At 45.2% G+C, this 26,480-nt stretch carries 19 protein-coding genes; 11 read left to right on the forward strand and 8 right to left on the reverse strand.

Annotation, left to right across the window (positions count from 1 at the left end):
- Positions 1–399 precede the first annotated feature (399 nt).
- Positions 400–3,648 (forward strand): bifunctional proline dehydrogenase/L-glutamate gamma-semialdehyde dehydrogenase PutA, encoded by a 3,249-nt coding sequence (putA, locus tag AOT82_RS01020; protein ID WP_071001422.1) that lies wholly within the window; start codon positions 400–402, stop codon positions 3,646–3,648.
- A gap of 11 nt (positions 3,649–3,659) precedes the next feature.
- Positions 3,660–4,352 (forward strand): 1-pyrroline-5-carboxylate dehydrogenase, encoded by a 693-nt coding sequence (locus tag AOT82_RS01025; RefSeq protein WP_071001423.1) that lies wholly within the window; start codon positions 3,660–3,662, stop codon positions 4,350–4,352.
- A gap of 189 nt (positions 4,353–4,541) precedes the next feature.
- Here the strand turns inward: AOT82_RS01025 and AOT82_RS01030 are convergent, their stop codons facing one another.
- A complete protein-coding gene (locus tag AOT82_RS01030) occupies positions 4,542–5,714 on the reverse strand; it encodes a cupin domain-containing protein (protein ID WP_071001424.1) in 1,173 nt (390 codons plus the stop codon).
- Positions 5,715–5,844: 130 nt separating this feature from the next.
- On the opposite strand from AOT82_RS01030, the gene AOT82_RS01035 reads away from it, so the two are divergent.
- The gene (locus tag AOT82_RS01035) at positions 5,845–6,039 is read left to right on the forward strand and encodes an NF038104 family lipoprotein (RefSeq protein ID WP_071001425.1); all 195 of its coding nucleotides are present in this window, start codon (positions 5,845–5,847) and stop codon (positions 6,037–6,039) included.
- A 181-nt stretch (positions 6,040–6,220) separates the two neighbouring features.
- On the opposite strand, the gene purB is transcribed toward AOT82_RS01035, so the two are convergent.
- Together purB and mnmA are read right to left on the reverse strand one after the other, a co-directional pair.
- The gene (gene purB / locus AOT82_RS01040; protein WP_071001426.1) at positions 6,221–7,612 is read right to left on the reverse strand and encodes an adenylosuccinate lyase; all 1,392 of its coding nucleotides are present in this window, start codon (positions 7,610–7,612) and stop codon (positions 6,221–6,223) included.
- A gap of 212 nt (positions 7,613–7,824) precedes the next feature.
- Positions 7,825–8,937, reverse strand: a complete 1,113-nt coding sequence (gene mnmA / locus AOT82_RS01045; RefSeq protein ID WP_237182809.1) for a tRNA 2-thiouridine(34) synthase MnmA — start codon at positions 8,935–8,937, stop codon at positions 7,825–7,827.
- A 374-nt stretch (positions 8,938–9,311) separates the two neighbouring features.
- Between mnmA and ispF the strand changes: the two genes are divergently transcribed.
- The 5 genes from ispF (at position 9,312) to AOT82_RS01070 (ending at position 14,445) form a co-directional block, all read left to right on the forward strand.
- Positions 9,312–9,815 carry a 2-C-methyl-D-erythritol 2,4-cyclodiphosphate synthase gene (gene ispF, locus AOT82_RS01050; protein ID WP_058025333.1) on the forward strand — a complete coding sequence of 168 codons (504 nt, stop codon included), beginning with the start codon at positions 9,312–9,314 and terminating at the stop codon, positions 9,813–9,815.
- Between the two features lie 117 nt (positions 9,816–9,932).
- A complete protein-coding gene (grxD, locus tag AOT82_RS01055; RefSeq protein WP_071001428.1) occupies positions 9,933–10,283 on the forward strand; it encodes a Grx4 family monothiol glutaredoxin in 351 nt (116 codons plus the stop codon).
- 266 nt (positions 10,284–10,549) lie between these two features.
- The gene (locus AOT82_RS01060; RefSeq protein WP_071001429.1) at positions 10,550–11,089 is read left to right on the forward strand and encodes a hypothetical protein; all 540 of its coding nucleotides are present in this window, start codon (positions 10,550–10,552) and stop codon (positions 11,087–11,089) included.
- A gap of 260 nt (positions 11,090–11,349) precedes the next feature.
- Positions 11,350–13,245: a tRNA uridine-5-carboxymethylaminomethyl(34) synthesis enzyme MnmG gene (mnmG, locus tag AOT82_RS01065; RefSeq protein WP_071001430.1), complete on the forward strand. Its 1,896-nt coding sequence runs from the start codon at positions 11,350–11,352 to the stop codon at positions 13,243–13,245.
- 240 nt (positions 13,246–13,485) lie between these two features.
- The gene (locus tag AOT82_RS01070; protein WP_071001431.1) at positions 13,486–14,445 is read left to right on the forward strand and encodes an AEC family transporter; all 960 of its coding nucleotides are present in this window, start codon (positions 13,486–13,488) and stop codon (positions 14,443–14,445) included.
- A 96-nt stretch (positions 14,446–14,541) separates the two neighbouring features.
- Here the strand turns inward: AOT82_RS01070 and AOT82_RS13740 are convergent, their stop codons facing one another.
- From AOT82_RS13740 to katG, 5 genes are all read right to left on the reverse strand, one after another.
- Positions 14,542–14,712 carry a hypothetical protein gene (locus tag AOT82_RS13740; protein ID WP_156770945.1) on the reverse strand — a complete coding sequence of 57 codons (171 nt, stop codon included), beginning with the start codon at positions 14,710–14,712 and terminating at the stop codon, positions 14,542–14,544.
- Positions 14,713–14,742: 30 nt separating this feature from the next.
- On the reverse strand, positions 14,743–15,762 hold the full coding sequence (locus tag AOT82_RS01075) for an LLM class flavin-dependent oxidoreductase (RefSeq protein WP_071001432.1): 1,020 nt from the start codon (positions 15,760–15,762) through the stop codon (positions 14,743–14,745).
- 281 nt (positions 15,763–16,043) lie between these two features.
- A complete protein-coding gene (locus AOT82_RS01080) occupies positions 16,044–18,602 on the reverse strand; it encodes a membrane-bound PQQ-dependent dehydrogenase, glucose/quinate/shikimate family (protein WP_071001433.1) in 2,559 nt (852 codons plus the stop codon).
- Positions 18,603–18,804: 202 nt separating this feature from the next.
- Positions 18,805–19,734 (reverse strand): LysR substrate-binding domain-containing protein, encoded by a 930-nt coding sequence (locus tag AOT82_RS01085; RefSeq protein WP_071001434.1) that lies wholly within the window; start codon positions 19,732–19,734, stop codon positions 18,805–18,807.
- A gap of 362 nt (positions 19,735–20,096) precedes the next feature.
- The gene (katG, locus tag AOT82_RS01090) at positions 20,097–22,289 is read right to left on the reverse strand and encodes a catalase/peroxidase HPI (protein WP_071003583.1); all 2,193 of its coding nucleotides are present in this window, start codon (positions 22,287–22,289) and stop codon (positions 20,097–20,099) included.
- Between the two features lie 763 nt (positions 22,290–23,052).
- On the opposite strand from katG, the gene AOT82_RS01095 reads away from it, so the two are divergent.
- Genes AOT82_RS01095 through AOT82_RS01105 form a run of 3 tightly spaced genes read left to right on the forward strand, consistent with a single transcriptional unit; the run spans position 23,053 to position 26,436 of the window.
- Entirely contained in the window at positions 23,053–24,678 is a 1,626-nt protein-coding gene (locus AOT82_RS01095) for an AmpG family muropeptide MFS transporter (protein ID WP_071001435.1), read from the forward strand.
- 48 nt (positions 24,679–24,726) lie between these two features.
- Complete coding sequence (gene prmC / locus AOT82_RS01100; protein WP_071001436.1) at positions 24,727–25,599, forward strand: peptide chain release factor N(5)-glutamine methyltransferase; 873 nt, start codon at positions 24,727–24,729, stop codon at positions 25,597–25,599.
- Positions 25,600–25,644: 45 nt separating this feature from the next.
- Positions 25,645–26,436, forward strand: a complete 792-nt coding sequence (locus tag AOT82_RS01105) for a HesA/MoeB/ThiF family protein (RefSeq protein ID WP_071001437.1) — start codon at positions 25,645–25,647, stop codon at positions 26,434–26,436.
- The last annotated feature ends 44 nt before the right edge of the window (positions 26,437–26,480 follow it).

Below are 26,480 nucleotides of genomic sequence, written 5' to 3' on the forward strand. Positions count from 1 at the left end.
ATCAACGCCGTAGAGGTTTTTCTTACAGTGAATTTGCACATTTAAGATGGTATGTTTGGGCTTGTTTAAGTGATTTTTTATCACTTCATTCAAGCGATATTTGTCCATCACACTCCTTTCACTACTAACAAGAAGAAGGCACTAATGCCGCTTAATTTTTCGTTGTTGCCTTTGTATTGTTAACGTAGCCCGTTTAACAGTGGAACGACCTACTTAACCATCTCCAGCATGTGCTGGATTTTCTAGTTTTGTGATGGCGCCGTTTGGTCTTTTGGTTATTGCTGTGAATATCCCTCCATAACCTCTATTTTGATAGCGGTTACGAGCAGTTATGCAGGACGATCAGACTTCCTAAAGCACCATTTATTATGGTTTTTAAACGATAGTTATGGAGTTGTTATGAACCCAGTAGACCAGTTTACCCCGCAAGAGCCGATTTTGTTCAATCCTGTTGATATGCTGTCGCCAGAGTATCTTGCCCAGCCAATAGAAGAGTTATATAAGCGTATTTCGCCACTATATAGCGTTGATGAACAGCGTTGGTTGACTGATTTATTGCCACTTGCCAAGCCTAGTGCAGAGGAGCGTGATGCTGCCGCTGAGCAGACACGCAAGCTGGTTGAGCATGTGCGTAACGATGGTAAAGCCGTCAAGATGGTTGACTCATTATTGCTTGAGTATAGCCTTGATACCCAAGAAGGTATCTTGCTCATGAGTTTGGCAGAAGCGTTGATTCGAGTGCCGGATAATTATACTGCTGATGCATTGATTCATGACAAAATGAGTGTGGCAGATTGGAAAAAGCACATCAAAAATGACAATGGTTTCATGGTTAATGCCTCTACTTGGGGCATGATGATGACAGGCCGTGTCGTCAGTATTGATAGCAGCACTACTGCATCAGGTTTCTTGGATCGCATGACCAAAAAGATGGGTGAGCCTGTCATTCGTAGTGCCATGCAAAAAGCCATGCGCATCATGGGCCATCAGTTTGTATTGGGTGAAACCATCGAAGACGCCAATAAAAACAGCCAGCCATATCGTAATAAAGGTTATACCTATTCATTCGATATGCTAGGTGAAGCGGCTATCACGCATAGAGATGCTGAAAAATACTTTAATGACTACTTGCATGCGATCAAAGCGACGGCCAACGTCAAAGTCAAAGAAGGTATGCCTAAGCCATCAGTATCTATCAAATTGTCTGCGCTGCATCCTCGCTATGAAGCGACACAAGAAGCTCAGGTCATGGGTCTATTGCGTCAACGCTGCTTGCTCCTTATTGAAGCGGCACGCGAGGTCAATGTTGATCTTAGTATTGATGCCGAAGAAGCGGATCGTCTTGAGATTTCTTTAAAACTGTTTGAGTCTCTATACCGTGATAACTCAACAGCTGGTTGGGATGGCCTAGGTATCGTTGTACAAGGTTATTCTAAACGTGCTATCGCTGTATTGGCTTGGCTTGCTCGTTTGTCTTCTGAAGTAGGCGATCGCATTCCAGTACGTCTGGTAAAAGGCGCTTATTGGGATACTGAGATCAAACTTGCTCAGCAAAAAGGTCTATCAGGCTATCCAGTTTGGACACGCAAAGAAGGTACAGATACCGCATATCTTGCCAGTGCGCGTTTCTTATTATCAGACCATCTGCGCGGTCTTATTTGGCCACAGTTTGCGACGCATAATGCGCACACACTGTCTTCAATCATGACCATGAGCACCCATAAAGAGTTTGAATTCCAGCGTTTGCACGGTATGGGTGATGCACTTTATGACCATATTTTGCAAGCTTATGAGATTCCTGTACGTATCTATGCACCAGTTGGCGCGCACAAAGACTTGCTACCATATTTGGTACGTCGTTTGTTAGAGAACGGTGCCAACAGCTCTTTTGTTCATCAGTTATTAGACAAGTCGTATCCGATTGAAAAACTAACTGTGCATCCATATGACAAGCTACTTGCCAACCCAACCTTGCACAACCCAGATATTCCGCTACCACTAGAGATTTATGGTTCGCGCCGTGCAAGTTTTGGCCCTAATATATTTGTAGAGTCACAATGGCTACCGTTCAAAGCAGCTATTGATAGCCATCTCAATAAAAAATGGTCAGCGACACCTATCATCAACGGCCAAGCAATTAATGAATATGAAGTAGATGGCGTCACCCATCAGCTTGATGCGCAGCCTGTACTTGCGCCTTGGAATCATGACGTAAGCGCTGGTGAAGTCAAATATGCCAATGCAGAATTGGCTCGTCAAGCAATTGATGTGGCTGTCGCTGGTCAAAGCATGTGGCAAAACGTAGCCGTGACCAAGCGTGCGGCAATACTGCGTAAAATCGCTGAGCTATTTGAAGAAAACTACGCTGAGCTAATGGCACTATGCCAAGTCGAAGCTGGTAAGACTATGCAAGACAGCATCGATGAAATCAAAGAAGCCGTTGATTTCTGTCGTTTTTACGCTGATGAAGCAGAGCGCCTAGACGATGTCGTGCATGAGTTTACAGATTTGTCTGGTAAGCCATCTCGTCAAGTTTATAAACCACGTGGCACTTTTGTGTGTATTAGTCCATGGAACTTCCCATTGGCTATCTATACGGGTCAAATCGTGGCGGCACTGGCAGCAGGTAATACGGTAGTCGCTAAGCCTGCTGAACAAACCAGCTTGATTGCGCATTTTGCTGCGCAACTCATGTATCAAGCGGGTGTACCAGCAGAAGCACTACAATTGGTGACAGGTGCCGGTGATGTGGGCGGAGCGCTAACGGCTGCTGATAACATAGCAGGTGTGATATTTACTGGCTCAACCCAAACTGCTCAGCGTATCAATCAAAGCTTGAATGATCATGCTCAAGCGAGTGGCGAGCTGCCTGTATTTATCGCTGAAACTGGCGGTCAGAACGCAATGATTGTTGACTCAACAGCACTGCCAGAGCAAGTCGTTCGAGATGCGGTATTGTCGGCCTTTGGTTCAGCAGGTCAGCGTTGTTCAGCTTGTCGTATATTGTGCGTGCAAGATGAGATGGCGGATGATTTGATTGAGCTGTTACAAGGCAATATGGCTGAGCTGTCTGTTGGCAATCCACTATACGCTGCCACAGATGTGGGTCCTGTGATTGATGCTGATGCCAAAAATGGTTTAGAGGCGCATATCGCCCGTATGGACGCTGAGCCAACCGCTACTATCTTGGCTCAAACCCCAATGAGTTCAAGCTCGGTTGTCAGCCAAGAAAACTCTACCTTTGTATTGCCAACCGCAATCGAGGTAAGCAGTATTGATGTGATTGGTGGTGAGCACTTTGGTCCAATCCTGCACGTATTGCGCTATCAAGCACGTGATCTGAATAAGCTGATTGACGCTATCAACAACACAGGCTTTGGTTTGACGATGGGTATTCATAGCCGTATCGAAAAAACTGTTGAGCATATCGAGCGCCGTGCTTTTGTAGGCAACACTTATATCAACCGTAACCAAATCGGCGCGGTCGTAAACGTCCAGCCATTTGGTGGTTGTGGTCTGTCTGGTACTGGCCCGAAAGCAGGTGGCCCGCACTATGTTGCGCGTCTGATGCAGCTTAGCTCAGAATCAAATGGTAGCAACCAAACAAATGTTAACACCCAAACAACCACTCAAACAGAACTCGCATAAGGAGTAGCAACATGGCGACTGAATTCAAAAAAAATCATGCCCAGGTTTGTGAATCTTGGCGACTACTTGGCGCGGTCAATCGCGCAACGTACCTAGAGGCGGCAATTCCAAAGTTGTCTCTATTGACTGGTGATGCCAACAAAGCAAAGCGTTTATTCAATCACCTATTGAACGCGGCGCCAAGCTTAGATGAGACGCATCGTATGACTGGTGCGACAGGTGAGTCAAACGACTTGTACGTCACTGGTCGTGGTAAGACAATGGTCGTTGGTGGCGAATCAGCCAGAGCAATGGCCGTACTAGGTCAGCTTGTGGCTGCATTATTGACTGGTAATGAAGTCATACTGCATTGCCCAAGCCAAAATGAGATGTGCAATGAAGCCGCTAAAATCCTGTACGATACGGGTATTAGCGAAGATGTATTGAGCGTGGCTAATGACTCGCAAACCATCACGCTTTTATACATTGATCGTCTTGCTCAGGTGGCCGTTTCTGGCAGTCGTAGTGAAGTACAAGCCATCAGTCAAGAGCTTGCAAAGACAGATGGTATTTTGACTCAAGTCATCAGTGTCACTGATATGGAAGGACTGTCTGAGATGTTAACGCCTGATTATCTGCATCGTTTTGTCACTGAGCGTGTTAAGACGATTAACACCACAGCGATTGGTGGTAATGCTAGCTTGCTTGAGCTTGGTACAGAGTAATAGTATTAACGACCAACACGTTTAGTGTTTATAGTGGTTTTAATAAATACTAAGCGGCGTTTGATACATCATTATGAGTATTGAACGAGTAATTGTGTAATATGCATAAGAAAAAACCGCTATCTGAGTAATTATCAGATAGCGGTTTTTTTATTGTGCATTATTCAGCTAAAATTTGATGATTATGTTTTATTCAGTCATATTGACCCATATCCAACCGTTTTCTAACCATTCGCTTAAATCATCTGTATCGATATCCTTCACATCACTATATTGTAATGGCTCTCCATCAGCCAAACGTACCAACACTGCTATTGCTGCATCATCAAGTCCATCGAGACGCTGCCCATTGGCATACAGCACAATACCATTACCAGTTTTGTTATAGAGTAGGCGATTGCTATAGTCCGCTTGCAATAGCGCACCTTCAGACAAGGCTTGTACAAGCTCATCGGTGCCCAGTGTTTCCTCTGGCATCAGCGCATCGTATTGGCGCTTACTCACCACCTCAGAGACTGCTTGACGAATCATATCATCACCACGCTCAGACTGTAGCATGTGCAAGAGCTGCTCTTTGATCGCACTGATACTCTCTGATTGCAATGCGCCAGATGCCTGTAGTGCTTGCGGCAATAGCAGCGGAATAAACAAATCGCTATCGTTGGTGGCGATATCCGCTAAGCTATCGATAATTTGCATCAAATTTGGACGACGGCAGCCAAAAGAAAACGTCAGACAATCATCTTGCGCCACGCCGAAATGCGAGAGTTTGGGCGGCACATAAAGCACGTCACCCGCTTCTAATATCTCATCAAAGATGATGTCGCCCATATCATCAAACAGTCTTATCGGCTCATCTGCGACAAACTCCGTATTCTTATCACAGTATTTACCTAGCTGCCAACGGCGAGAGCCATAGCCTTGCGCCAAAAATACATCATAGTCATCATAGTGCTTGCCGACCGAGCCGCCTTTAGGCGCGTAAGAGACCATAATGTCATCACGCTGCCACTGCGGAATATAGTCAAACGCTTGCCACAACTGACCGAGCTCTGGTGACCATTGCTCTAGGTTTTGTACCAATACGGTCCATTGTTCTGGTAGGTTCTCAAAATCAGTCTCGCTCAGTGGGCTTTTTTTGAGTTGCCACTGCGCTTGACCTTCTTTTTTACTGGCTGCTTGGGTTAGCAAGCGTGCGCTAGCATCTTCTTCAAGGGCAAGACCCATCATATCATCGGGCTCAAACATATCGATCAGCTGCGGTAAGCCTTGCTTGATAAGCAGTGGTTTTTTCTGCCAGTATTCAGCCAAAAACTGCTCAGGCGTAATAGAGTCGGGTAGACAAAGAGGAATAGAGGTCATGGGTAAATCCATATTTTAAATACGTACAAGATTGATGGTAAGGGATGCTTTATAGGAAGGGATTAATCGTTTATGATGATCACCTATCTGATGGCTATCATCAGAGCAGCCATCAAATCGTAGGAAAGTTATGAAAAAATTACATTTTGTTGTCATTATTGCTAGCGTGTTTTTCTTGCAAGCTTGTGTCCATAAAATCGTCACCGTGCCTGCCAAAGTCGCCTATAAAACCACCAAAGGCGTAGTCAAAGGCACGGTCGCGGTCGGTAAAGCTATCATACCAGGCGATAGTGATGACGATGATGATAAAAAGGATAAAAAATAAAACCTTACTTATCACCTATGAGTTTTTAAGATCATCATAGCATGCAAAGTAAGGTTGTTTTTTTATAGACTTAGGCGAATGTATAGCCAGTTTGAACAAATAGAGATGAGGCAATTGTGCCTTATCTCTATTGCTTTAAGGTATTCAATTCATCTTAGCAAACTTTACAGCTTGGCAAACTTTACAGCTTGGCAATCCACTCTTTAATAGCACGTGCTTGCTCAGCGGCATTACCGATATAAGTAGCAGGCGTCAATGCACGTAGGCGTTCTTTATCCGCGTCGCTAACAGCCAATAGCTCATCGCTTTCAACAAAGGTTAGCATGGCTTCACGAGTCATGGCATTACCGCGAGTCAAGGCTTTTAGTTTTTCATACGGGTTTTCAACACGGTAGCGACGCATGACCGTTTGAATCGGTTCTGCCAACACTTCTTGCGCTTGATTCAAGTCGTCATTTAAACGCTGTGCATTTAGCTCAAGTTTACCCACCCCTTTTAGGCACGCATCAAAAGCAATCATGCTCTGTGCTAGGCCAACACCGATATTACGTAATACGGTAGAGTCTGACAAATCACGCTGCATACGTGAAATCGGTAACTTCTCACCCAAATGGGCCAGCATCGCGTTGGCAACGCCTAAGTTGCCTTCAGAGTTTTCAAAGTCAATTGGATTAACTTTATGCGGCATGGTAGAAGAGCCAACTTCACCGTCTTTTAGGCGCTGTTTAAAATAGCCTAAGCTAATATATTGCCAAATATCACGGTTAAAATCGATCAAGATGGTATTGAAACGCTTAACAGCATCAAACAACTCAGCGATATAGTCATGTGGCTCAATTTGAGTCGTATAAGGGTTAAAGGTTAACTCTAGACGCTGATTGATAAATGCTTCAGCATGACTCTGCCAGTCGACGTCAGGATACGCTGAAAAATGCGCATTGTAGTTGCCAACGGCGCCATTGATTTTACCCAATAACTCTACTTGATTGATTTGCTTGATTTGACGAGCAAGGCGGTAGGCCACGTTTGCCATCTCTTTACCCAATGTCGTTGGACTGGCTGTCTGACCATGGGTGCGTGATAGCATTGGTTGATCAGCATGAGCAATCGCTAAGTCAACGATGCTATCAGTCACTTGCTGCATTTTGGCAACGACAAGCTTGCGGCTGTCTTTGAGCATCAATGCATACGATAAGTTGTTGATATCTTCACTGGTACAGGCAAAGTGAATAAACTCAAGAGAATCAATTAAAGCGTCCTGACCCCGGAACTTGTTCTTGATAAAGTACTCAACCGCTTTTACATCATGATTGGTCGTCGCTTCGATGTCTTTGATCGCTTGGGCATCGGCTTCACCAAAATCATCAACGATTGCATTCAAAAAAGCGTTGGTCTGGTCATCAAATGCTGCTAATTCACCAATTGCGCTGTTGTCAGCTAAAGACTGCAACCAGCGAATCTCTACCGTAACGCGAGCTTTGATTAGACCAAATTCAGATAAATAAGGACGTAAGCTGTCAGCCTTTGATGCGTAACGACCATCAATTGGAGAGAGAGCGGTAAGTGGGGTCATGGTTGTGCCTCAGTAGTTATGAAATAAAAAACTGCAAGAGTCTAGATAAAAAATTACCATATAAAAAACGACGTCGAAATCGTTGCGCGTAATATAGCAGAAATATGATATTAAAAAAGTGGTCTATGCAAATAAAGCGATGTTGACCCTCGTCAAAATAAATCTATTTGCTGCATCAACATCTGTGCTTTAAGTTGGGTGTTAGGAATCAATTAAAATCCACATGGTGCATCGATAGATTCAATCACGCCGCCGCCTAAACATACTTCATCGATATAAAATACCGCTGACTGTCCAGGAGTGACAGCGCGCTGCGGCTCATCAAATACCACTCGAACCTCACTGCCATCAGCATTGGTCGCAAACACGCGGCACGCTTGATCAGGCTGGCGATAGCGAGACTTCTCCATACAGGCTAAGCCTTCGTCGCTAAACACATCCGCAGGTGGTAAACCATCAATCCAATCGAGCTTATAGGCTTTTAGCTCGTTGCTCATTAGCATGGGATGTTCATGCCCTTGACCGACGATTAAACGATTTTTCTCTAAGTCTTTTGCCAATACAAACCACGGCTCCTCGGGACGGTCTTTGACACCGCCAATGCCAATGCCACCGCGCTGACCCAATGTGTAGTACATGAGGCCATCATGAGTACCGATGACTTTATTGTCATCAGTAAGTATCTCGCCTTTTTGGGCAGGCAAGTACTGTTGTAGGAAATCTTTAAAACGGCGCTCACCAATAAAGCAAATACCCGTAGAGTCTTTTTTCTTAGCCGTCGCTAGGTCATGCTCTTCAGCGATTTGACGTACCACTGGCTTTTCAAGCTCGCCAACTGGGAATAAGGTTTTAGCGATTTTGTCACCGCCAACCGCATGCAAAAAGTAGCTTTGGTCTTTATTATTATCAAGACCGCGTAAGAGCTGCGCAACCTCGTCACCTTCGGCATTGATATAGTTCACACTGCGGCGCGTATAGTGACCGGTCGCGATATAATCTGCACCAAGCGTCAACGCATAGTCCAAAAACGCCTTAAACTTAATTTCTTTGTTGCACAAGATATCAGGGTTAGGGGTGCGGCCGGCTTTATATTCTGCCAAAAAGTGCTCAAATACGCGATCCCAATATTCCATCGCAAAGTTGGCCGTGTGCAGTTTGATGCCAATTTTGTCACATACGGCTTGCGCGTCTGCGAGGTCATCCATTGCTGTACAGTATTCGGTGCCGTCATCTTCTTCCCAGTTCTTCATAAACAGGCCTTCAACCTTGAAGCCTGCCTGCTGAAGTAATACGGCTGATACAGAAGAATCGACCCCACCTGACATACCGACGATCACATGCTTGGTGCTAGGATTTTCGACATCAGCAAGTGTTAAAGGGCGATGAGCATTAAAAGACTCAGAAACGGTTGTGCTTGAAGTGTATTGTATGGCTGACATAAAACGGCTCAACTATTTATACGTTATCCAAAGTACATGCCGACGCCAAGCGTTATGCAATCACTACAATGCGTAGTCTCAGCAGAACAACGTCATCTTGTCTTTTGGATCTGGTATTATGATAAAATAAACGTCATATTATACCAGTTAATTGAAACTGGTGGCGACCGATGGTGTCTGGCTACTCGTAAAACCACTTTGAAAATTCAGATAGTGGTTTTGAATTATTTTAATCACCTTTAACTCATCTTGGAATAATAATGATAAAAATTGGTCAAGGTATTGACGTTCATGCTTTTCATAATAATGGTCAGCAGCAACAATATGTCATTCTAGCGGGCGTGCCGATTGAGCATTCTCATAGTTTGCTCGCACACTCTGATGGGGATGTGGTCTTGCATGCATTGGCTGATGCGCTGCTGGGCGCACTTGCACTTGGCGATATTGGGCAGCATTTTCCTGATACCGATGCGGCGCATGCTGGATTGGATTCAAGGATTTTGCTGCGTTATGTTTATAGTAAAGTGCAAGAGGCTGGTTATAGTCTAGGCAATGCTGATATCACGGTGATGTGTGAACGTCCAAAGCTGGCACCGCACAACAAAGCGATGCGCGCTAATATCGCGAGCGACTTACAAACAGATATTAGCAATATCAGTGTAAAAGCCACCACGACTGAAAAATTGGGATTTACGGGTCGTCAAGAAGGCATCATGGCCAATGCCGTGGTATTATTAGTCCCTAATACTGTTGAACCTACATAGATCGAAATTCGTGCTTGTAATACAGCGGCAGTTGCCCCATGTATCAGCCACGTCTTTACACAATTATTTTTATATAAATAATCATTTTAATGAACCGCTTTATCAATAGGAGCTTTTATGAGTGAGCAAACCCCAAACACTACTGCAAACGACGTTGAACAATTGATCCGTGATCAAATCCGTGACAATAAAGTCATTATTTACATGAAAGGCACACCGCAATTTCCGCAGTGTGGTTTTTCAGCGCGCTCTATCGAAGTGTTGACTCAGATTGGTCGTCCATTTGCGTTTGTAAACATTTTAGAAAACCCAGAAATCCGTGCAACGTTGCCAAAAATTGCGAACTGGCCAACGTTCCCACAATTATGGATTGATGGCGAGTTGATGGGCGGGTCAGACATCATCTTGCAAATGTATCAATCAGGCGAGCTAAAGCCATTGGTTGAAGCAAACAGCCCTGCTGCTTAATACTTAAAAGTGTGAATTGGATGTCTTTAATGTCCAATTAGTCTTTGTAAGATACGAGCACAGCAAACCCAAGTAGTCATTAATGGCTATTTGGGTTTTTTTATTATTGCTATTAGTGTCACTAATACTCTAACTATTCTTGTCCCTACTAGTATTTCCACGCGCCTATGTCATTAGGCTTCGTTGTTTTTATGGGATTTACCCCCATATAGTGTCCAAGATACCAGCGATATAAATAATAATTATCAGATAATTAAGAGAGCTTTATGAATAACCAAACCAATGAACAGTCAAATGAGCAAACAGAAGCGGCTGAGCAAGCAGCGATTGAAAAGCGTCGCGCGCGTTTAAAAAACGAATCTACGCGGATCATTGAGATTGCTAATAATGAGTCATACTCAGCACTGAAGTGTATTCATCAGCTTAGTGTGGCAGGCGGTGCAACTGAAGCGACGTATATCGCTATTGAACAGCGCATTGTTGTGGACCAAGATCCAGCAGGTGCTTATCACTTGGCATTGTTGGCTCAAAACACGCCAGATTTGCCAATCGATGCTCGTCAACTTATCGAATTAGTAGTCAACAAGGGTGATAACCATCAGCGCTTGGCCTTGCTCAGAAACTTACCATTACCGCCAGTTGAGCTTATCAAAGCGCAGATTTTAGCGAGTGATGATGGTGAGGCGATTGGTCAAATGAATGCGTATCTACAGATAAACCCAGAAGGGTATGGTAGCCATCATATGCTGTCTAGCGGTCAATCGGATCAGATCGTACCCTTGAGCCGTGGAAACAGTAATAACTAAGAGATCATTACGAACTCAAAAGCTAACAACCAAAGTGATGCTGGCGTAAGTATCTTTGCGCTTAATTATAATAGTTTTTATCCTAGCGTTTTTTAAGCGTGAAAAAATTGTTATAATGATGGGTTATTCAACCAATTATGAACGACTTATCTGAGTCGTTATCTTTTTTATAAATACGACTGACGTTTATTTGCTGATGGTTTTCTTATTTGAACATAAGATACGTCAATCAGCAGCGTTATGAGTCAAGTGAGGCACACATGCAATACCCAAAACATTATGACGTGATAGTAATCGGCGGTGGTCATGCCGGTACAGAAGCTGCTCTGGCGGCTGCACGTATGGGCGCTCAGACCTTATTGTTGACCCATAATATCGAGACGCTTGGTCAGATGAGCTGTAATCCCGCGATTGGCGGTATCGGTAAATCGCATTTAGTGCGTGAGATTGACGCGTTAGGCGGCGCGATGGCGCTGGCAACGGACAAAGCAGGTATTCAGTTTCGCGTGCTAAATAGCCGTAAAGGGGCTGCTGTGCGTGCCACGCGTGCGCAAGCCGACCGTATCTTGTATAAAGCCGCCATTCGCCATACACTAGAGAACCAACCCAATCTGGATTTGTTCCAACAAGCTGCTGACGATATCTTGGTAGAGAATGGCCGTGCTACAGCTGTTGTGACCTCTACAGGTATTATTTTTAAGACCGAAACAGTCGTATTAACCTCAGGGACTTTCTTGGGCGGCGTCATTCATATTGGTCTAGAAAACTCAAATGGTGGCCGTGCAGGCGATCAGCCTTCTATTAAGCTTGCAGATCGTTTGCGTGAGCTTAAGCTACCAGTCGGTCGTCTAAAAACAGGTACGCCAGCGCGTATCGATGCACGTAGCGTTGATTTTAGCGTGATGACGGTACAACCTGGTGATACGCCGCTGCCTGTCATGAGCTATATGGGTGATGTCTCTATGCATCCTGAGCAGGTTAACTGCTATATCACGCATACCAATGCGCGTACTCACGACATTATCCGTGAAAATCTTGACCGCTCACCGATGTTCTCTGGCAAAATCGAAGGCGTAGGCCCGCGTTATTGTCCGTCTATCGAAGATAAAATTCATCGTTTTGCGGACAAAGACAGCCATCAGATCTTTATTGAGCCAGAAGGTTTGACCACGCATGAGCTGTATCCAAACGGTATCTCAACGAGCTTGCCATTTGATGTGCAGTTAGACTTCATTCACAGTATGAAAGGCTTAGAGAAAGCGCATATTACTCGTCCAGGCTATGCCATCGAGTATGATTATTTTGATCCGCAAAACCTAAAGCCCACGCTTGAGACCAAATCGATTGATCGTCTGTACTTTGCTGGTCAAATTAACGGTACGACTGGCTACGAAGAAGCGGGCGTGCAGGGTTTGCTAGCAGGGACCAATGCCGCATTGGTCACTACTAACAATAGCGAGTTTGACACGTGGACCCCGCGCCGTGATGAAGCGTATCTTGGCGTACTTGTGGATGATTTGATCACCCATGGTACGACCGAGCCTTATCGTATGTTTACGAGCCGCGCAGAATATCGTTTATTGCTACGTGAAGACAATGCCGATCAGCGCTTAACTGAGACGGGTCGCAAGCTAGGGCTGGTAGATGATGTGCGCTGGCAAGCATATCAAGAAAAAATGGAGGCGATCTCGACAGAGACGTCACGCCTAAAAGACATGTGGGCCACGCCGACAAATACCTTGGGTCAGAAACTATCTGAGCAGACAGGTGAGGTACTCTCTAAAGAATCGACTGCCTTTGATTTGCTCAAGCGTCCGCAGATACGTTTTGCTGATATCGCGGCTATCACTGACTCAACCGTTGATGCGCAAGTAGGAGAGCAGATCGAGATTTCTGTCAAATATGCCGGCTATATCGATCGTCAGCAAGAAGATATTGATCAAATGAAGCGCTTAGAAAACACGGCGCTACCGCTAGATTTTGATTATAGTGTGGTATCAGGGCTATCAAACGAGATTGTACAAAAACTCACGCAAGTTCGTCCTGCGACGCTAGCTCAAGCTGGACGTGTCAGCGGTGTCACACCTGCGGCCATACAGTTATTGGCGATGACGGTCAAAAAACATAAAAAAGCAAAAGCTGCGCTTGACTCGTAACGGTAGTATGCCAAAGCCTTTTATAACAAAGCATCCATGATATGAAAAGCCCGTAATAATATTTTATTGCGGGCTTTTGTTTATTGAAAAACCACTCTATTATCGAAATAAAGTCTCATTCAAACTTGTCTTACTTGCTGCTTTGTCTCTATACTAGGTCGTAAAATCTGATTATTACTTATTAAATTTTCTTGTTGATGCTCATATCATGATGGGCTTGTCACCGAATTGAGCCTATTTATGATTGATGCTATTGTTTTTGCTATTACTATTGTATTCCCCAACCTTGCTTTGATGTGGTTGGGTTTTTTTATGCAAAGACGTGGCGAGGCGAGCCAAAGTTTCATTGATCAGGCATCCAGCTTTGTTTTTAACTACTGCCTGCCTTGCTTGCTATTCTTTAGCGTGGTCGATAGCGATGTTGATTATGGTCAGCAAGTTAAGCTAATTTTTGTTGGTATTTTGGTGACATTTGTCCTGTTCTTTGGGGCGGAGCTGTATGCCAAACGCTTCATCAAACGTCCTGCCGACCAAGGCGTGTTCGTACAAGGTATTTTCCGTAGCAACATGGCTATTATTGGCCTTGCAACCGTTGCCAATGCTTATGGTGAGCGTGGTTTAAGTATTGGTGCCGTTTACATGGGCGTAGTCACCATATTGTTCAATATTTTAGCGGTCATTACGTTAAGTCGTGTCTCTAAAAATGTGGATGATACTTTGATCAGTCGCAGTATTATGATCATCAAAAAGGTATTTACCAACCCACTTATTTTGGCATTGCTATCAGCATTTGCTTATAAGGCATTGCCATTGCCACCGCTTACAGGCGTCATTCATACAACGGGTGATCTATTAGCGGCGGTTGCATTGCCGCTGGCACTGATTTGCGCTGGTGCTAGTATTGATTTGAAATCGATGCTGAGTGCCTCAGGGTTATCTATGCAGGCAAGTATTGGTCGGATTGTGATTGCACCCCTTGTCGCCATTGCGATTGGCTTGGCATTTGGTTTATCAGGCGTCCATATGGGCGTGTTATTCTTGATGGTGGCCTCACCAGCCGCTGCGGCCAGTTATGTGATGGCGAAGGCTATGGGGGGTAATGACATATTGGCGGCCAATATCTTGGCGTTTACGACGGTGGTTGGTATGTTTGGCATGGCGTTTGGTGCGGCCGCCTTACGTGCGCTTGGTTTGATGTAGCTTATATAGTCAGTGCTTTGTTGGACATAGCGTCAACTGGTCGTTGTAATACTAAAACCCCCTTTTTTTTATTTTGAAAAAAGGGGATTTTTAATGTCAATTTATATTGTCTCGGTTACGTTTTTCTTCTCGACGTTGCTTACGCTTAGGACTGGTACGGTAGGTCAGATAACCACCGATGGCCATGACTGCAAGAAATGCCACGATATACATAAATATCGACGAGCCAATCATAAGTGATGCACCAACAATAGCAGTTGCTTCCATGTCAAAAATCCAGTTAAGGTTTGGCAATAATTATGCAAGTGTCTCATTTGATTGTAAAGTAAATAAGTTTAGCTCCGGTGTAAGTTCAAGTGAACGAATACGCGCTGCTTGATTATGTACATTAGCGGTTACAATCAATTCATCTGGTTGATGGGTTGCCAAAAACGCAGCCAATTTCGGTTTGACCGTTTCGACAGATCCGATGAATGAAACTGACAGCGCATTATCTACCATCATTTTTTCTGCTTGGCTCCAGATGCTGTCCATATCGTGCGTAGGTTTTGGCATTTGACCTGTCTCACCACGGCGCAAACGTACAAAACTCTGCTGTGCTGAGGTAAAGTGATACTGAGCAGTCTCATCGTCGTCAGCCAGTAACAAGTTTGCAGCCAGCATGACATAAGGCTTATCTAAATAGGTAGACGGCTTGAATTGCTCACGATAGGCTTTAATTGCTTGTCCTAGCATTTGCGGTGCAAAATGTGAGGCAAACACATAGGGCAGTCCTAAATGCGCGGCTAAGGTCGCACCAAATAGGGACGAGCCCAATATCCAAATAGGGACGCTTGATCTGGCGCCAGGGAACGCTTGTACAGGGCTGCCATCTGTATCATTGCCCAAAAAGTACATCAGTTCTTGGACATCTTGTGGAAAACGCTCGGCGTCTTTCATTTGGCGGCGCAGTGCCTGAAACGTCGCCCCATCAGTGCCAGGTGCGCGGCCCAAACCGAGATCAATTCGATCGCCATATAATGCTTGCAAAGTACCAAACTGCTCAGCAATTACCAAAGGCGCATGATTTGGTAGCATCACACCGCCTGCACCAATACGGATACGCTCGGTTTGGCTACCGATGTGCGATAGCAATACTGAGGTTGCTGCACTGGCGATACCTGGCATATTGTGATGCTCAGCCATCCAATAACGGTTTAGACCAGATCTTTCTGCTTGCTGTGCGGTTTCAACCGTTTGGGCGATGCCTTCAGCAATGGTGTTGCCTTCAGGTACAGGTGCGAGATCTAAAAAAGATAAAGGGATTTTGTTATTCATAAATTATCCAGTAGAGTGATTAATTACTTTCTCTTGATATGCTTGTCATTGATATCGATTTCAAGCCGTGTGACCAAGCAGTAATAATTCATAACAAAGCGCCATTAGTGGGTAGTAGGTATAGCTAGCAAAAGATAAGGCTGCTGATAAGCTTGCTATCAAACACATCTATATCAAAAGTATTTGTATAACAAAACCAGTCGCACATAAAAAAAGCAGGCAACCTAAGTTACCTGCTTTTTTGAAATGACATTATGTAAATGGTAAGTTTTTTAAATCACTTATTTGGCTTGATCGCCAAGCTTATAAGCGACCACATAATCACCAATGGTTGTCCCAACTGAACCATGTCCACCAGCAACCAATACCACCATTTGCTCACCTTTAGAGTTCAAATAAGTCATAGGCGTGGCTTGTCCGCCTGCTGGAATACGTACATTCCATAGGATATCGCCATTCTTTAGATCATAAGCTCGGAAGTTGTTTTCTGTTGCTGCTGACAAGAATGCGACGCCACCTTTAGTGATGATAGGGCCGCCGATACCAGGCACCCCCAATTCAAACTTGATTGGAATAGGAGATAAGTCCTGTACGGTACCGTTTTTGCGCTGATAAGCAATCTCGCCTGTGGCCAGATCAGCACCTGCGATCGTACCCCATGGTGGCTGCTGGCAAGGTACACCAAGTGGTGATAAGAATGGTCCCATCTCTACCGCATAGTCTGCGCCTTCGTTGGCATTCACACCTTGTTCACCTTTATTGGTCTCAACATCGCCAAGTGTGTCTTTAGGGATGAGTTTTGAGGTAAAGGCAAGGTAAGTTGGCATACCAAACATGACGCCATTTTCAGGATCGACAGCGAGTCCGCCCCAGTTAAAGGTACCAAAGTTACCAGGATAGACTAACGTACCATTGGTTGATGGCGGCGTGTAGCGACCGTCGTAGTTGAGTTTGTTGAACTCAATACGGCACATCATCTGATCGATGAGACTTGCGCCCCACATATCTTTTTCAGTCAGTTTCTCAGGCGCAAAGCTCAGACCAGAGTAAGGCTGCGTCGGAGCAGCATGTTCACCAGCAATGAGGTAGCCTTGCGGTGCATCACGCTCTTTGATAGGTACAATAGGCTCGCCTGTTGCACGGTTCAAGACGTAGACATCGCCTTGTTTGGTCGGTATAACCAACGCAGGTTGGACACCATCAGCGGTATTTAAGTCAAGCAATGTTGGCTGCGCAGGCGTATCCATATCCCAAAGATCATGATGGACAAACTGCTGTACCCAGCGCGCTTCACCAGTTTTCAGATCTAGTGCGACCACAGAGGTTGCATACTTTTCTTCAGCAGCATTACGATAGCTACCGAGCTGATCGGGCGTGCGATTGCCCATTGGGAAGTAGGCCAAGCCAAGCTCTTCATCAGCACTGGCAGTCGACCATGAGTTTGGCGAGCTGGTGCGATAGACTTGAGTTGGATCATTGACATCAAAAGGGGCTGTGTTGTCAGGATCGCCTGAATCCCAGTTCCACATAAGCTCGCCAGTATTCACGTCATAAGCACGGATAACACCAGAGGGTGAGTTCACATCATAGTTATCATTGACGGCACCAGCAACAATAATAACCCCACCTGCGACGACGGGTGCAGACGTTGAGTAGTAGTAGCCTGCTTGCTGGAACGGCATGTTGTGCATCAAATCTAATGCGCCATCTTCACCAAACTCTTGACAGCGTTGTCCTGTTTTTGGATCGAGGGCATATAGCTTGGCATCAGAAGTTGGGATAAAGATCTTGGCATCGCATTGCTTGGAAGGATTTTCAAAGGTATTCCCAGCAATTTTTTGCACCAATGTATCGCCAGTCGCAGCCGGTTTATTAGCCGCTACTACGTTGTTATCAGTGGTGTCACTGACGGCGCTATTGCTAGCTGTCTCGGTACTAGCATTAGCTGCTGGCGTAGTGCTGTTTGTACCAGCTTGACCAGCGTAATAAGAGACACCGCGGCAAGTTTGATGCTGACGTTGGAGGTTTTCGCCAACCTTAGGATCGAACTTCCATAGAGTCTCACCAGAGTCGGCATCTAATGCTAGCACCCAGTTATGCGGCGTACACATATAAAGAGCGTTGCCGATCTTTAGTGGGGTTGCTTGATAAGTGGTTTCGCCAACGTCATTAGGACCTTTGACATCACCGGTTTGGATTTGCCAAGCGAGTTCTAAATCTTTGACATTATCAGTGTTGATCTGAGCCAGAGGAGAGTAGCGTTGGCCATAGTTAGTACGGCCATAGGCGCTCCACTCACCATCTGGTGTTTGCTCACCATTGGATAATGGGTCGCCAAGGTTGGTAGAAGTGGCATTTTGATCGCCGTCATCTTTGGCAGTTAAATCGAGCTCGCCCAATTTGTCGGTGGCATTATTGGCCATACTACCGAAAGAGAGCAGTGCGCCCACAACCACACTGGCCATTAGTCCCCAATAATAAAGAGGACTTTTCTTAGTGTTGTTGGTGGTTGTTACTTGAGCGTGTTTCCCGTGCATCTTCTTAGAGACCCACGGTAAAAGCATTAATAAACCAAATATTAGTGGGAAACCCAAGCGAGTTGCCAGCGCCCACCAATAAAATCCAGACTCCCACAGGGCCCAAGCCATCGTTATGACGATGAAAAGAGCGTAGAGGCCGTAAGCACTCCAATGTTTTTTGAACAACAAAAAAGCGGTCGCAAGCATCGCTGCGCCAGCAAAAAGATAGTAAGGACTACCGCCTAAAGAGAGCAGATAAGCGCCGCCAATAATCAAGGGGACGGCAAAAACTGCCATAATGATCGCTACGAGTTTTTCCATGAGCGGTATCACCTGTTACATAGAAGCAAATGGACATGCAGTGATCGACACCCAGTACAATTAAATGTCTAGGCGTCCAGCAATACATGCAGAAATAAAAACGAAATCAAACTTTGAATAACGTTTGAGACTGTATTTTATCACTTATGCATAAGCTCGGTAAAGGTGGCGTAAGGTAGGACAGACGCTCTAGCCGCTTTGTTTAGTTGTCAAATTGTTTCTGACACAGCTCCATAAAGGCACGACCGTATTGGCGAATCTCAGCATCATCGCGCACCGCCATCCAACTGGTAAAGCGTCCGAAGTGATCGACTGGAATCGCGGTCAAGTTCTGATAGTGACTTGGTTCAAAGGCCATCTCGGCAATGATACCAATGCCTAAGCCAAGTCCTACATAGGTGCTAATCACATCCGCATCAAGTGCTGCTAACACAATATCTGGCTCCAAACCTGCGGCCTCAAAGGTATTATCAATCGCGCCGCGTCCAGTAAAGCCGCCGTGATAAGTCACAATGGGATAGCTTGCGAGGGTAGGCAAATCGATAGAGTCTTGCTTGGCAAGTTCATGATCGCTTGGCACGATGACACGATGCGTCCAGTCGTAATAGCGGTAGCATCTGAGATAGTTATTGTGAAGTAGGGACTCCGTTGCGATGCCGATATCAGCCTGACCACGAATCACCATCTGCGCGATGGTTTCAGGATCGGCCTGTTGCAAGATCAAATTGACTTTGGGAAAGCGATCTTTGAATTCTTTAACCACCTTCGGCAGCACATAGCGTGCCTGCGTGTGGGTCGTCGCAATGGTCAATGTGCCGATATTAGGATTATTAAAATCAAGGCTCAGATTTTCAATGGTACGAATCTCGGCAAAGATGGATTCGATATGTGGCATAAGCGCGGTGCCCATGGTGGTCAGCCCTGTCAGCCGCTTTCCTTGACGAATAAATACTTCGGTCTTCAGTTGGTTTTCAAGTGCCGCGATATGCTTTGACAAGCTCGATTGACTGGTGTGCAGTACAGTCGCTGCTTGGCTTAAGTTATAGCCATTAATCACCGTATGCCAGACTGTTTCCAACTGTTTGAGCTGAATTTGCAAATGTCGCTGATTGACCACTACATCGATTGCCATCACTGAATCCTATTGTGTAACAATACAAACCTTACCTATATTTGAAAGATTTGTATATGAAAGTAAAAACTTACAAATGTGCCATAAGAGCGTAGTGTAAAACAAAGCTATTATTCTTGTATATAATAAATAGCTATCAATTTATAATAATTATGAATATAGGTTTTTTATAGTCCTCTTGCTTTTACAGTATTTCTTATAGTCGTTTAGTCGTTTGTTTTATTTAGATGGGGTGTGTAACTCAGAATATTTAAGACTGTTGAATATCTAAATTTTAGGCATAAAAAAACAGCTACCTTCTAAAAGATAGCTGTTCATGATTGATAGACTTACTCACTGTTCATTAATCTAATCAATAACGCTTACTCAGCAACGTCATAACGATCCGCATTCATGACTTTACTCCAAGCGCTAACGAAATCACGAACGAATTTCTCTAAGTTATCGTCCTGCGCATATAGCTCAGCATAAGCACGCAAGATAGAGTTTGAGCCAAATACTAAATCCACACGGCTGGCTTGCCATTTGGTATTACCGGTACTACGCTCACGTATTTCGTAACTATTGACCGTGTTGCTTGGCTCGTCACCTGTTTTCACGGGATGCCACGTGTAGTTCATGTCGGTCAAGTTGACAAAGAAGTCATTGGTCAAGACCCCAACACGGTCAGTGAAGACGCCTTGTTGGCTCTGTCCATGGTTGGTATCAAGGACGCGCATACCGCCGATCAATACTACCATCTCAGGCGCTGTCAATCCCATTAGCTGCGTGCGATCGAGCAGCATCTCTTCAGGAGAGACTGCATAGTCTTCTTTGACCCAGTTGCGATAGCCGTCATGCAAAGGCTCCAAGTCTGCAAAAGATTCGGTATCGGTCATTGCCGCTTCTGCATCACCGCGACCTGCGGTAAATGGTACCGTAACCTCTATGCCTGCATCATTCGCTGCCTGCTCAATAGCAGCATTACCAGCAAGCACAATCAAATCGGCCAAGCTCACGTCTTTATCAAAATCAGACTGAATGCGGGTTAACGCCTCAAGCACACGTTGCAGCTGTTCTGGCTCATTTCCTGCCCAGTCCTTTTGCGGGGCTAAGCGGATACGTGCGCCATTTGCGCCGCCGCGATAGTCTGATGCGCGGAATGTACGTGCGCTGTCCCATGCGGTAATGATTAACTCACGGCGGCTCAAATCACTGTCCAATATTTGTGATTTTAGCGCTGCAATATCATCAGCATTCAAGTCTGCATTGCCTGCTGGAATAGGGTCCTGCCAGATAAAGTCTTCGCTCGGTACATCTGCCCCTAAGTAACGAGATTTAGGCCCTAGGTCACGGTGAGTTAGCTTGAACCATGCTTTGGCAAACACCTCATCAAAATACGCTGGGTCGTTATGGAATTTCTCTGAAATCTCACGATAAACAGGATCTTTAATCAGTGCCATGTCAGCATCAGTCATGATCGGATTACGGCGGACACTTGGATCATGAGCGTCTAATGGACGTTCTTCTTCTTTTATGTCAGTCGGCTCCCACTGCCATGCACCTGCTGGACTTTTGGTTAATGCCCAATTGTGGTTCAATAATAATTCAAAATAGCCATGATCCCACTGGGTTGGATTGGTTGTCCACGCGCCCTCAATACCGCTTGAAACAGTATCACCTGCATTGCCATTACCTTTAGGATTGCGCCAGCCTAGACCTTGCTCTTTGACGTCTGCCGCTTCTGGCTCGTCTTCTAGTGTCGTCGCATCGCCATTACCGTGACACTTACCAACGGTATGACCACCCGCGGTCAAAGCAACCGTTTCTTCATCATTCATTGACATACGCGCAAACGTCGTACGCATATCTTGAGCGGTTTTCAATGGGTCAGGGTTACCATCGACGCCCTCAGGGTTGACATAGATTAAGCCCATTTGTACCGCTGCTAGTGGGTTTTCGAGGGATGCACGGTCTTTATCGCTATCGTAACGGTTTTCGGTCGGTGCCAGCCATTCGCGTTCAGAACCCCAGTAGATGTCTTTTTCTGGATGCCAAATATCAGCACGACCACCAGCAAAGCCTAGCGTTTTAAAGCCCATAGACTCATAAGCCATGTTGCCTGCCAAAATCATCAAATCAGCCCATGATAGTTTGTTGCCGTACTTTTTCTTGATGGGCCATAGTAGGCGGCGCGCTTTGTCTAGGTTGGCGTTGTCCGGCCAGCTATTTAGTGGCGCAAAGCGTTGGTTGCCAGTATTAGAGCCACCGCGACCATCGGCACCGCGATATGTACCCGCTGAATGCCACGCCATACGAATCATCAAGCCACCATAATGACCCCAATCTGCTGGCCACCACTCTTGTGATTCGGTCATGAGGTTTTTCAAATCGGTTTTGACCGCTTCTAAATCAAGTTGTTTGAACGCTTCAGCATAATCAAAGTCTGCTCCCATTGGATCAGTCTTTTTGTCTTGCTGATGCAATATGTCTAGGTTTAAGCTATTCGGCCACCAGTCAGTCGCAGCAGAGGCGGTGGTAGTATGCGCTTGATGCATGACAGGACAGCCGCCCATGCTAGGACGCTGCGGTGCGTGTGTTTGATCAGCGTTTTCACTATGAATCGTCGGTCCCTTATCATCACCTTGATCATAGGTTGTGTTAGTCGATGCGTTGTTATCGCCGTGGTTCACAGGACAACCGGCAGTATCTTGCGTGGTGTTTTTGTCGGTTGGGGTGTTGGTTGAATCGGACATGGCAAAACTCCTGGGCTATGGTAATAGAAAGAACAAACCGTCAATTAAGATAATCATTGTTGATATAGAGAGCATAACGAAGTACTGTTTATTTATAAAACTAATATATAAAAATTATATGTTTTAAATTATTAATCATTAATTCTTGGTGTAGTACCTCATCCAGCTTGCTATTAACGCCATTGCTCTTGCTACTAGGTGGGACAGTAATAAGCCGATCAAGTTTGTATTGATCCTACCTCTATCTATATATTGCCGATAACTGAAAGCGTTATTAGACATCTTTGATGAGAGTAAGTAGTAAGAAAACTAAGGACTGGTTTAACCATAGTGAAAGATTGCTATAATCTTCGTTACTGCAGCGAAATATAAGCCGTTATGAAAGTGCCAGAATCAATGAGTTAATGCAAAAACATCTAGTCAAGGTAGCGGTTCTCAAGTACCATAACTGAATTTTGTTGTAATGATCATATTGGTGCAACGTAGAGCAATTTTTATCGATCTCTTGATGGATAACTGATTCTAAAGATTGATAAAAATTGTGCGCAGTTGTGTTATTTGTCTCAATTGTTGGTGAGTTATTATGTCTGCTGTCAAATCTGTACCACCCAAACCTCCCATCGCCAAAAAATCATGGGGCGAGGCGGCGAAAGCCTATCTTGATCGGCGTGCTATGATCATGCTGTTTTTGGGTTTTGCGGCTGGTATTCCTATTTTGCTTATTTTCTCCAGCCTATCGTTATGGCTGCGTGAGGCGGGATTTGATCGCAGTGTAGTGACGACCTTTAGTTGGGCGGCATTGGGGTATTCGTTCAAGTTCATTTGGGCGCCCTTAGTGGATGCGGTGCCGCTACCGATATTGACTAGATTACTGGGCCGTCGTCGTAGTTGGATTTTGATTGCACAGCTCTTAATTATTTTGGCGATTTATATGATGGCCAGCATCAATCCGACCGATGAGAGCAGTTTGCACTATATGGCCATGGCAGCGGTGCTGTTGGGCTTTTCATCCGCCACGCAAGATATTGTGGTCGATGCCTATCGTATTGAGCTTGCCCCTGCGAGTTTTCAGTCAGTATTGTCGGCAATGTATACCGCAGGCTACCGTTTAGGGATGATTTTTGCAGGCGCAGGTGCGCTCTATTTGGCAGATTATTTCGGTTCGACCGAAGAGTTTTATAGTTACGAAGCATGGCGCAATACTTATTGGATCATGGCAGCGGTGATGGGCGTAGGTGTGGTGACCACGTTGATAATTCGGGAGCCTGTGAGCGAGCAGATACGTATTGATCGTCCCGCCTCTGACTATGCCCGTTTGGTACTGGTATTTGTATTGTCGGTCGCCGCTTTTATCATTGCTTTTGTCAATGTTGGTGCGTTACTGCCAGAGACAGACAGTGTGATGTTTGCCTTTGTACTCGAAGTGGTTCACCTGTTAGCCAGCTTACTGGTGGCATCGGTTGTGGGTTACCTGTCTGTCAAAGTGGGCGTGGTCAAACAAGAAATGGCTTATACCACTTGGGTCGAACCAGTCGTTGATTTTTTCCGTCGTTATGGCAAAAAAGCATTATTGCTACTGGCCTTGATTGGGTTATACCGGATTTCTGATATCGTCGCAGGGGTCATCTCGAATGTCTTTTATCAAGACATGGGTTTTAGCAAGACAGACATTGCCAATGCTGTGAAACTGGTTGGTGTCATCATGGTTATTGCGGGTGGCTTTTTGGGTGGTATTTTGGCTCAAAAACTGCGTATGATGCAGGCGATGATGGTCGGTGCCATCTTGGCTTGTGTGACGAATTTATTATTTGTCCTGCTCACTTACCATCCTGGTAGCTTGCCGCATATGTACGTGGCAGTGATTTTTGATAATCTAGCGGCAGGCCTTGCCAGCGCTGTATTCATTGCGTTCTTGTCTGCCTTGACCTCGATTCGTTTTACCGCGGTACAGTATGCTATTTTCTCCTCATTAATGACGTTGCTACCTAAGGTGATGGGTGGCTACTCTGGGGCTATCGTTGACAATATGGGCTATCCATTTTTCTTTATTTTCACCTTTGCGATTGGTATGCCAATTTTGATCTTAATCTACTTGGTCGATAAACACATTGTGATTGGTGATAATGATGACATATATGGTGATGACAAACTAGCGAAAGCAAATCCAAACCTGACCGATACCAATGAGCCACCGCGCGCTTCAGAGTAGCATTGGCAGTACTTTTATCTTTATTTACGATATCTTTAAGAGTGACTTATGACCGCATTGACCATTCGTCAAATAAAGCAGCAAATTGGCCAACTGACGAATGGTGAGACAAATCGTCAGATACCATCGTTTTGGCCAACGGATTGGCTGCTATATGTTATTGATAAACCTTCACTATTTTTGATTACTGACGAAGATTATCAGCTGACAGAAAGTGAGCAAAGACGGTTTTATACTGGTATGGTTAAGATGCAAGAAGGGACGCCGCTCGCTTATTTGACGGGTCAGCAAGCATTTTGGTCGCTGAATTTTGTGGTCAATGAGCATACTTTGATTCCCAGACCCGATACCGAGGTATTGGTCGAGCAAGTATTGAATTGGATCAATGCTCAGCCGGTATCTAATCCTCATAAGCGCTTACTTGATTTGGGTACAGGCTCAGGTTGTATTGCTATCAGTCTGGCTCATGAATTAAAAAAAGACAATTGGCAAGTGGTCGCCGTTGATTTGTCGCTTGAGGCGCTCGATATTGCTCGGCATAATGCGGATTTTAATGGTGTCACTAATATTGAATTTATCCAAAGCAGTTGGTATCAAGCGTTACCTACTGATGACGAATGTCGGTTTGATGTGATTGTCTCAAATCCGCCTTATATTGATGAGGCAGATGAGCATTTGGCGGGACTAACCGCTGAACCGATCAGCGCGCTGAGTGCACCCAATCATGGTTTGGCTGATATCGAGCATATTGTCCAGCAGGCACCGTCTTATTTGTGCAAAAAAGGACTGCTGGCTATCGAGCATGGCCATGACCAAGGGGTTGCGGTTCGACGGTTATTTTTGGAGAATGGTCTTGAGTCAGTACACACGGTACAAGATTACGGTGGTAATGATCGTGTCACAGTAGGGCAATATCCATAAATAGGCTTTATGGATAGACATTTTTAATTATAGGTTGCAAAAAATATGGCAGACGATTTGGCACAGCTATCTGATGATGAGCTGCTCCGTTATGCACGGCAAATACTACTCGACGGTTGGGATATGGATGCTCAGCTGCGATTAAAGTCAGCACGCGTGGTGATAATAGGCGCAGGTGGCCTTGGTTGTCCAGCGTCTGAGACACTGGTGCGTGCAGGGGTTGGTTATGTGCATCTGATTGACGATGATGCGATCGAAGCGAGTAACCTGCAACGGCAAACGCTGTTTTTGCCAGAAGATATCGGTCAGTCCAAAGCGCTGACAGCAGCGGCTATGCTGGCACGCATCAACCCTTTGATAGAAGCTTACGGCACCGTGGCGCGGTTAGATGAAGACAATGCTTATGAGTTGCTCAATCTAGCCTCTGGTAAGCCAGACTTATTACTAGACTGTACGGATAATTTTGCGACTCGTGACGTCATCAATCGCATTAGCGTCCATTATCGGATTCCATTATTATCTGCCTCGGCAATTGCGATGCAAGGGCAGCTGGCGCTGTTTGAGCCACATCTGGACACAGGTTGCTATCATTGCGTGTTTGGCGCGCTTGTGCATGATGAGGTTGCCGATGAGCGTACCTGTGCCAATTCAGGTGTGCTTGCGAGCACCACTGCGGTTATGGGTAACCTACAAGCCAATACCGCCTTGCAATATTTGGGATTAACCAAAAATCCACTGACAAATAAGCTGCTTATATGGGATGGTAGGCAGATGCAGCAGCGGCTGATGGGTTATAGAAAAGATCCAGAATGCCCAGTCTGTAGCAGCCCTGATTGAATACTATGTCTTTGATATATTTTTAGTCTATTTTCGAAATTATC

The organism is Psychrobacter sp. AntiMn-1 (assembly GCF_001854065.1).
GTDB lineage: Bacteria > Pseudomonadota > Gammaproteobacteria > Pseudomonadales > Moraxellaceae > Psychrobacter > Psychrobacter pacificensis.

Coding starts and splice junctions, on each gene's coding strand:
- putA (WP_071001422.1), top strand. CDS start 400: ATGAACCCAGTAGACCAGTTTACCCCGCAAGAGCCGATTTTGTTCAAT.
- AOT82_RS01025 (WP_071001423.1), top strand. CDS start 3,660: ATGGCGACTGAATTCAAAAAAAATCATGCCCAGGTTTGTGAATCTTGG.
- AOT82_RS01030 (WP_071001424.1), bottom strand. CDS start 5,714: ATGACCTCTATTCCTCTTTGTCTACCCGACTCTATTACGCCTGAGCAG.
- AOT82_RS01035 (WP_071001425.1), top strand. CDS start 5,845: ATGAAAAAATTACATTTTGTTGTCATTATTGCTAGCGTGTTTTTCTTG.
- purB (WP_071001426.1), bottom strand. CDS start 7,612: ATGACCCCACTTACCGCTCTCTCTCCAATTGATGGTCGTTACGCATCA.
- mnmA (WP_237182809.1), bottom strand. CDS start 8,937: ATGTCAGGTGGGGTCGATTCTTCTGTATCAGCCGTATTACTTCAGCAG.
- ispF (WP_058025333.1), top strand. CDS start 9,312: ATGATAAAAATTGGTCAAGGTATTGACGTTCATGCTTTTCATAATAAT.
- grxD (WP_071001428.1), top strand. CDS start 9,933: ATGAGTGAGCAAACCCCAAACACTACTGCAAACGACGTTGAACAATTG.
- AOT82_RS01060 (WP_071001429.1), top strand. CDS start 10,550: ATGAATAACCAAACCAATGAACAGTCAAATGAGCAAACAGAAGCGGCT.
- mnmG (WP_071001430.1), top strand. CDS start 11,350: ATGCAATACCCAAAACATTATGACGTGATAGTAATCGGCGGTGGTCAT.
- AOT82_RS01070 (WP_071001431.1), top strand. CDS start 13,486: ATGATTGATGCTATTGTTTTTGCTATTACTATTGTATTCCCCAACCTT.
- AOT82_RS13740 (WP_156770945.1), bottom strand. CDS start 14,712: ATGGAAGCAACTGCTATTGTTGGTGCATCACTTATGATTGGCTCGTCG.
- AOT82_RS01075 (WP_071001432.1), bottom strand. CDS start 15,762: ATGAATAACAAAATCCCTTTATCTTTTTTAGATCTCGCACCTGTACCT.
- AOT82_RS01080 (WP_071001433.1), bottom strand. CDS start 18,602: ATGGAAAAACTCGTAGCGATCATTATGGCAGTTTTTGCCGTCCCCTTG.
- AOT82_RS01085 (WP_071001434.1), bottom strand. CDS start 19,734: ATGGCAATCGATGTAGTGGTCAATCAGCGACATTTGCAAATTCAGCTC.
- katG (WP_071003583.1), bottom strand. CDS start 22,289: ATGGGCGGCTGTCCTGTCATGCATCAAGCGCATACTACCACCGCCTCT.
- AOT82_RS01095 (WP_071001435.1), top strand. CDS start 23,053: ATGTCTGCTGTCAAATCTGTACCACCCAAACCTCCCATCGCCAAAAAA.
- prmC (WP_071001436.1), top strand. CDS start 24,727: ATGACCGCATTGACCATTCGTCAAATAAAGCAGCAAATTGGCCAACTG.
- AOT82_RS01105 (WP_071001437.1), top strand. CDS start 25,645: ATGGCAGACGATTTGGCACAGCTATCTGATGATGAGCTGCTCCGTTAT.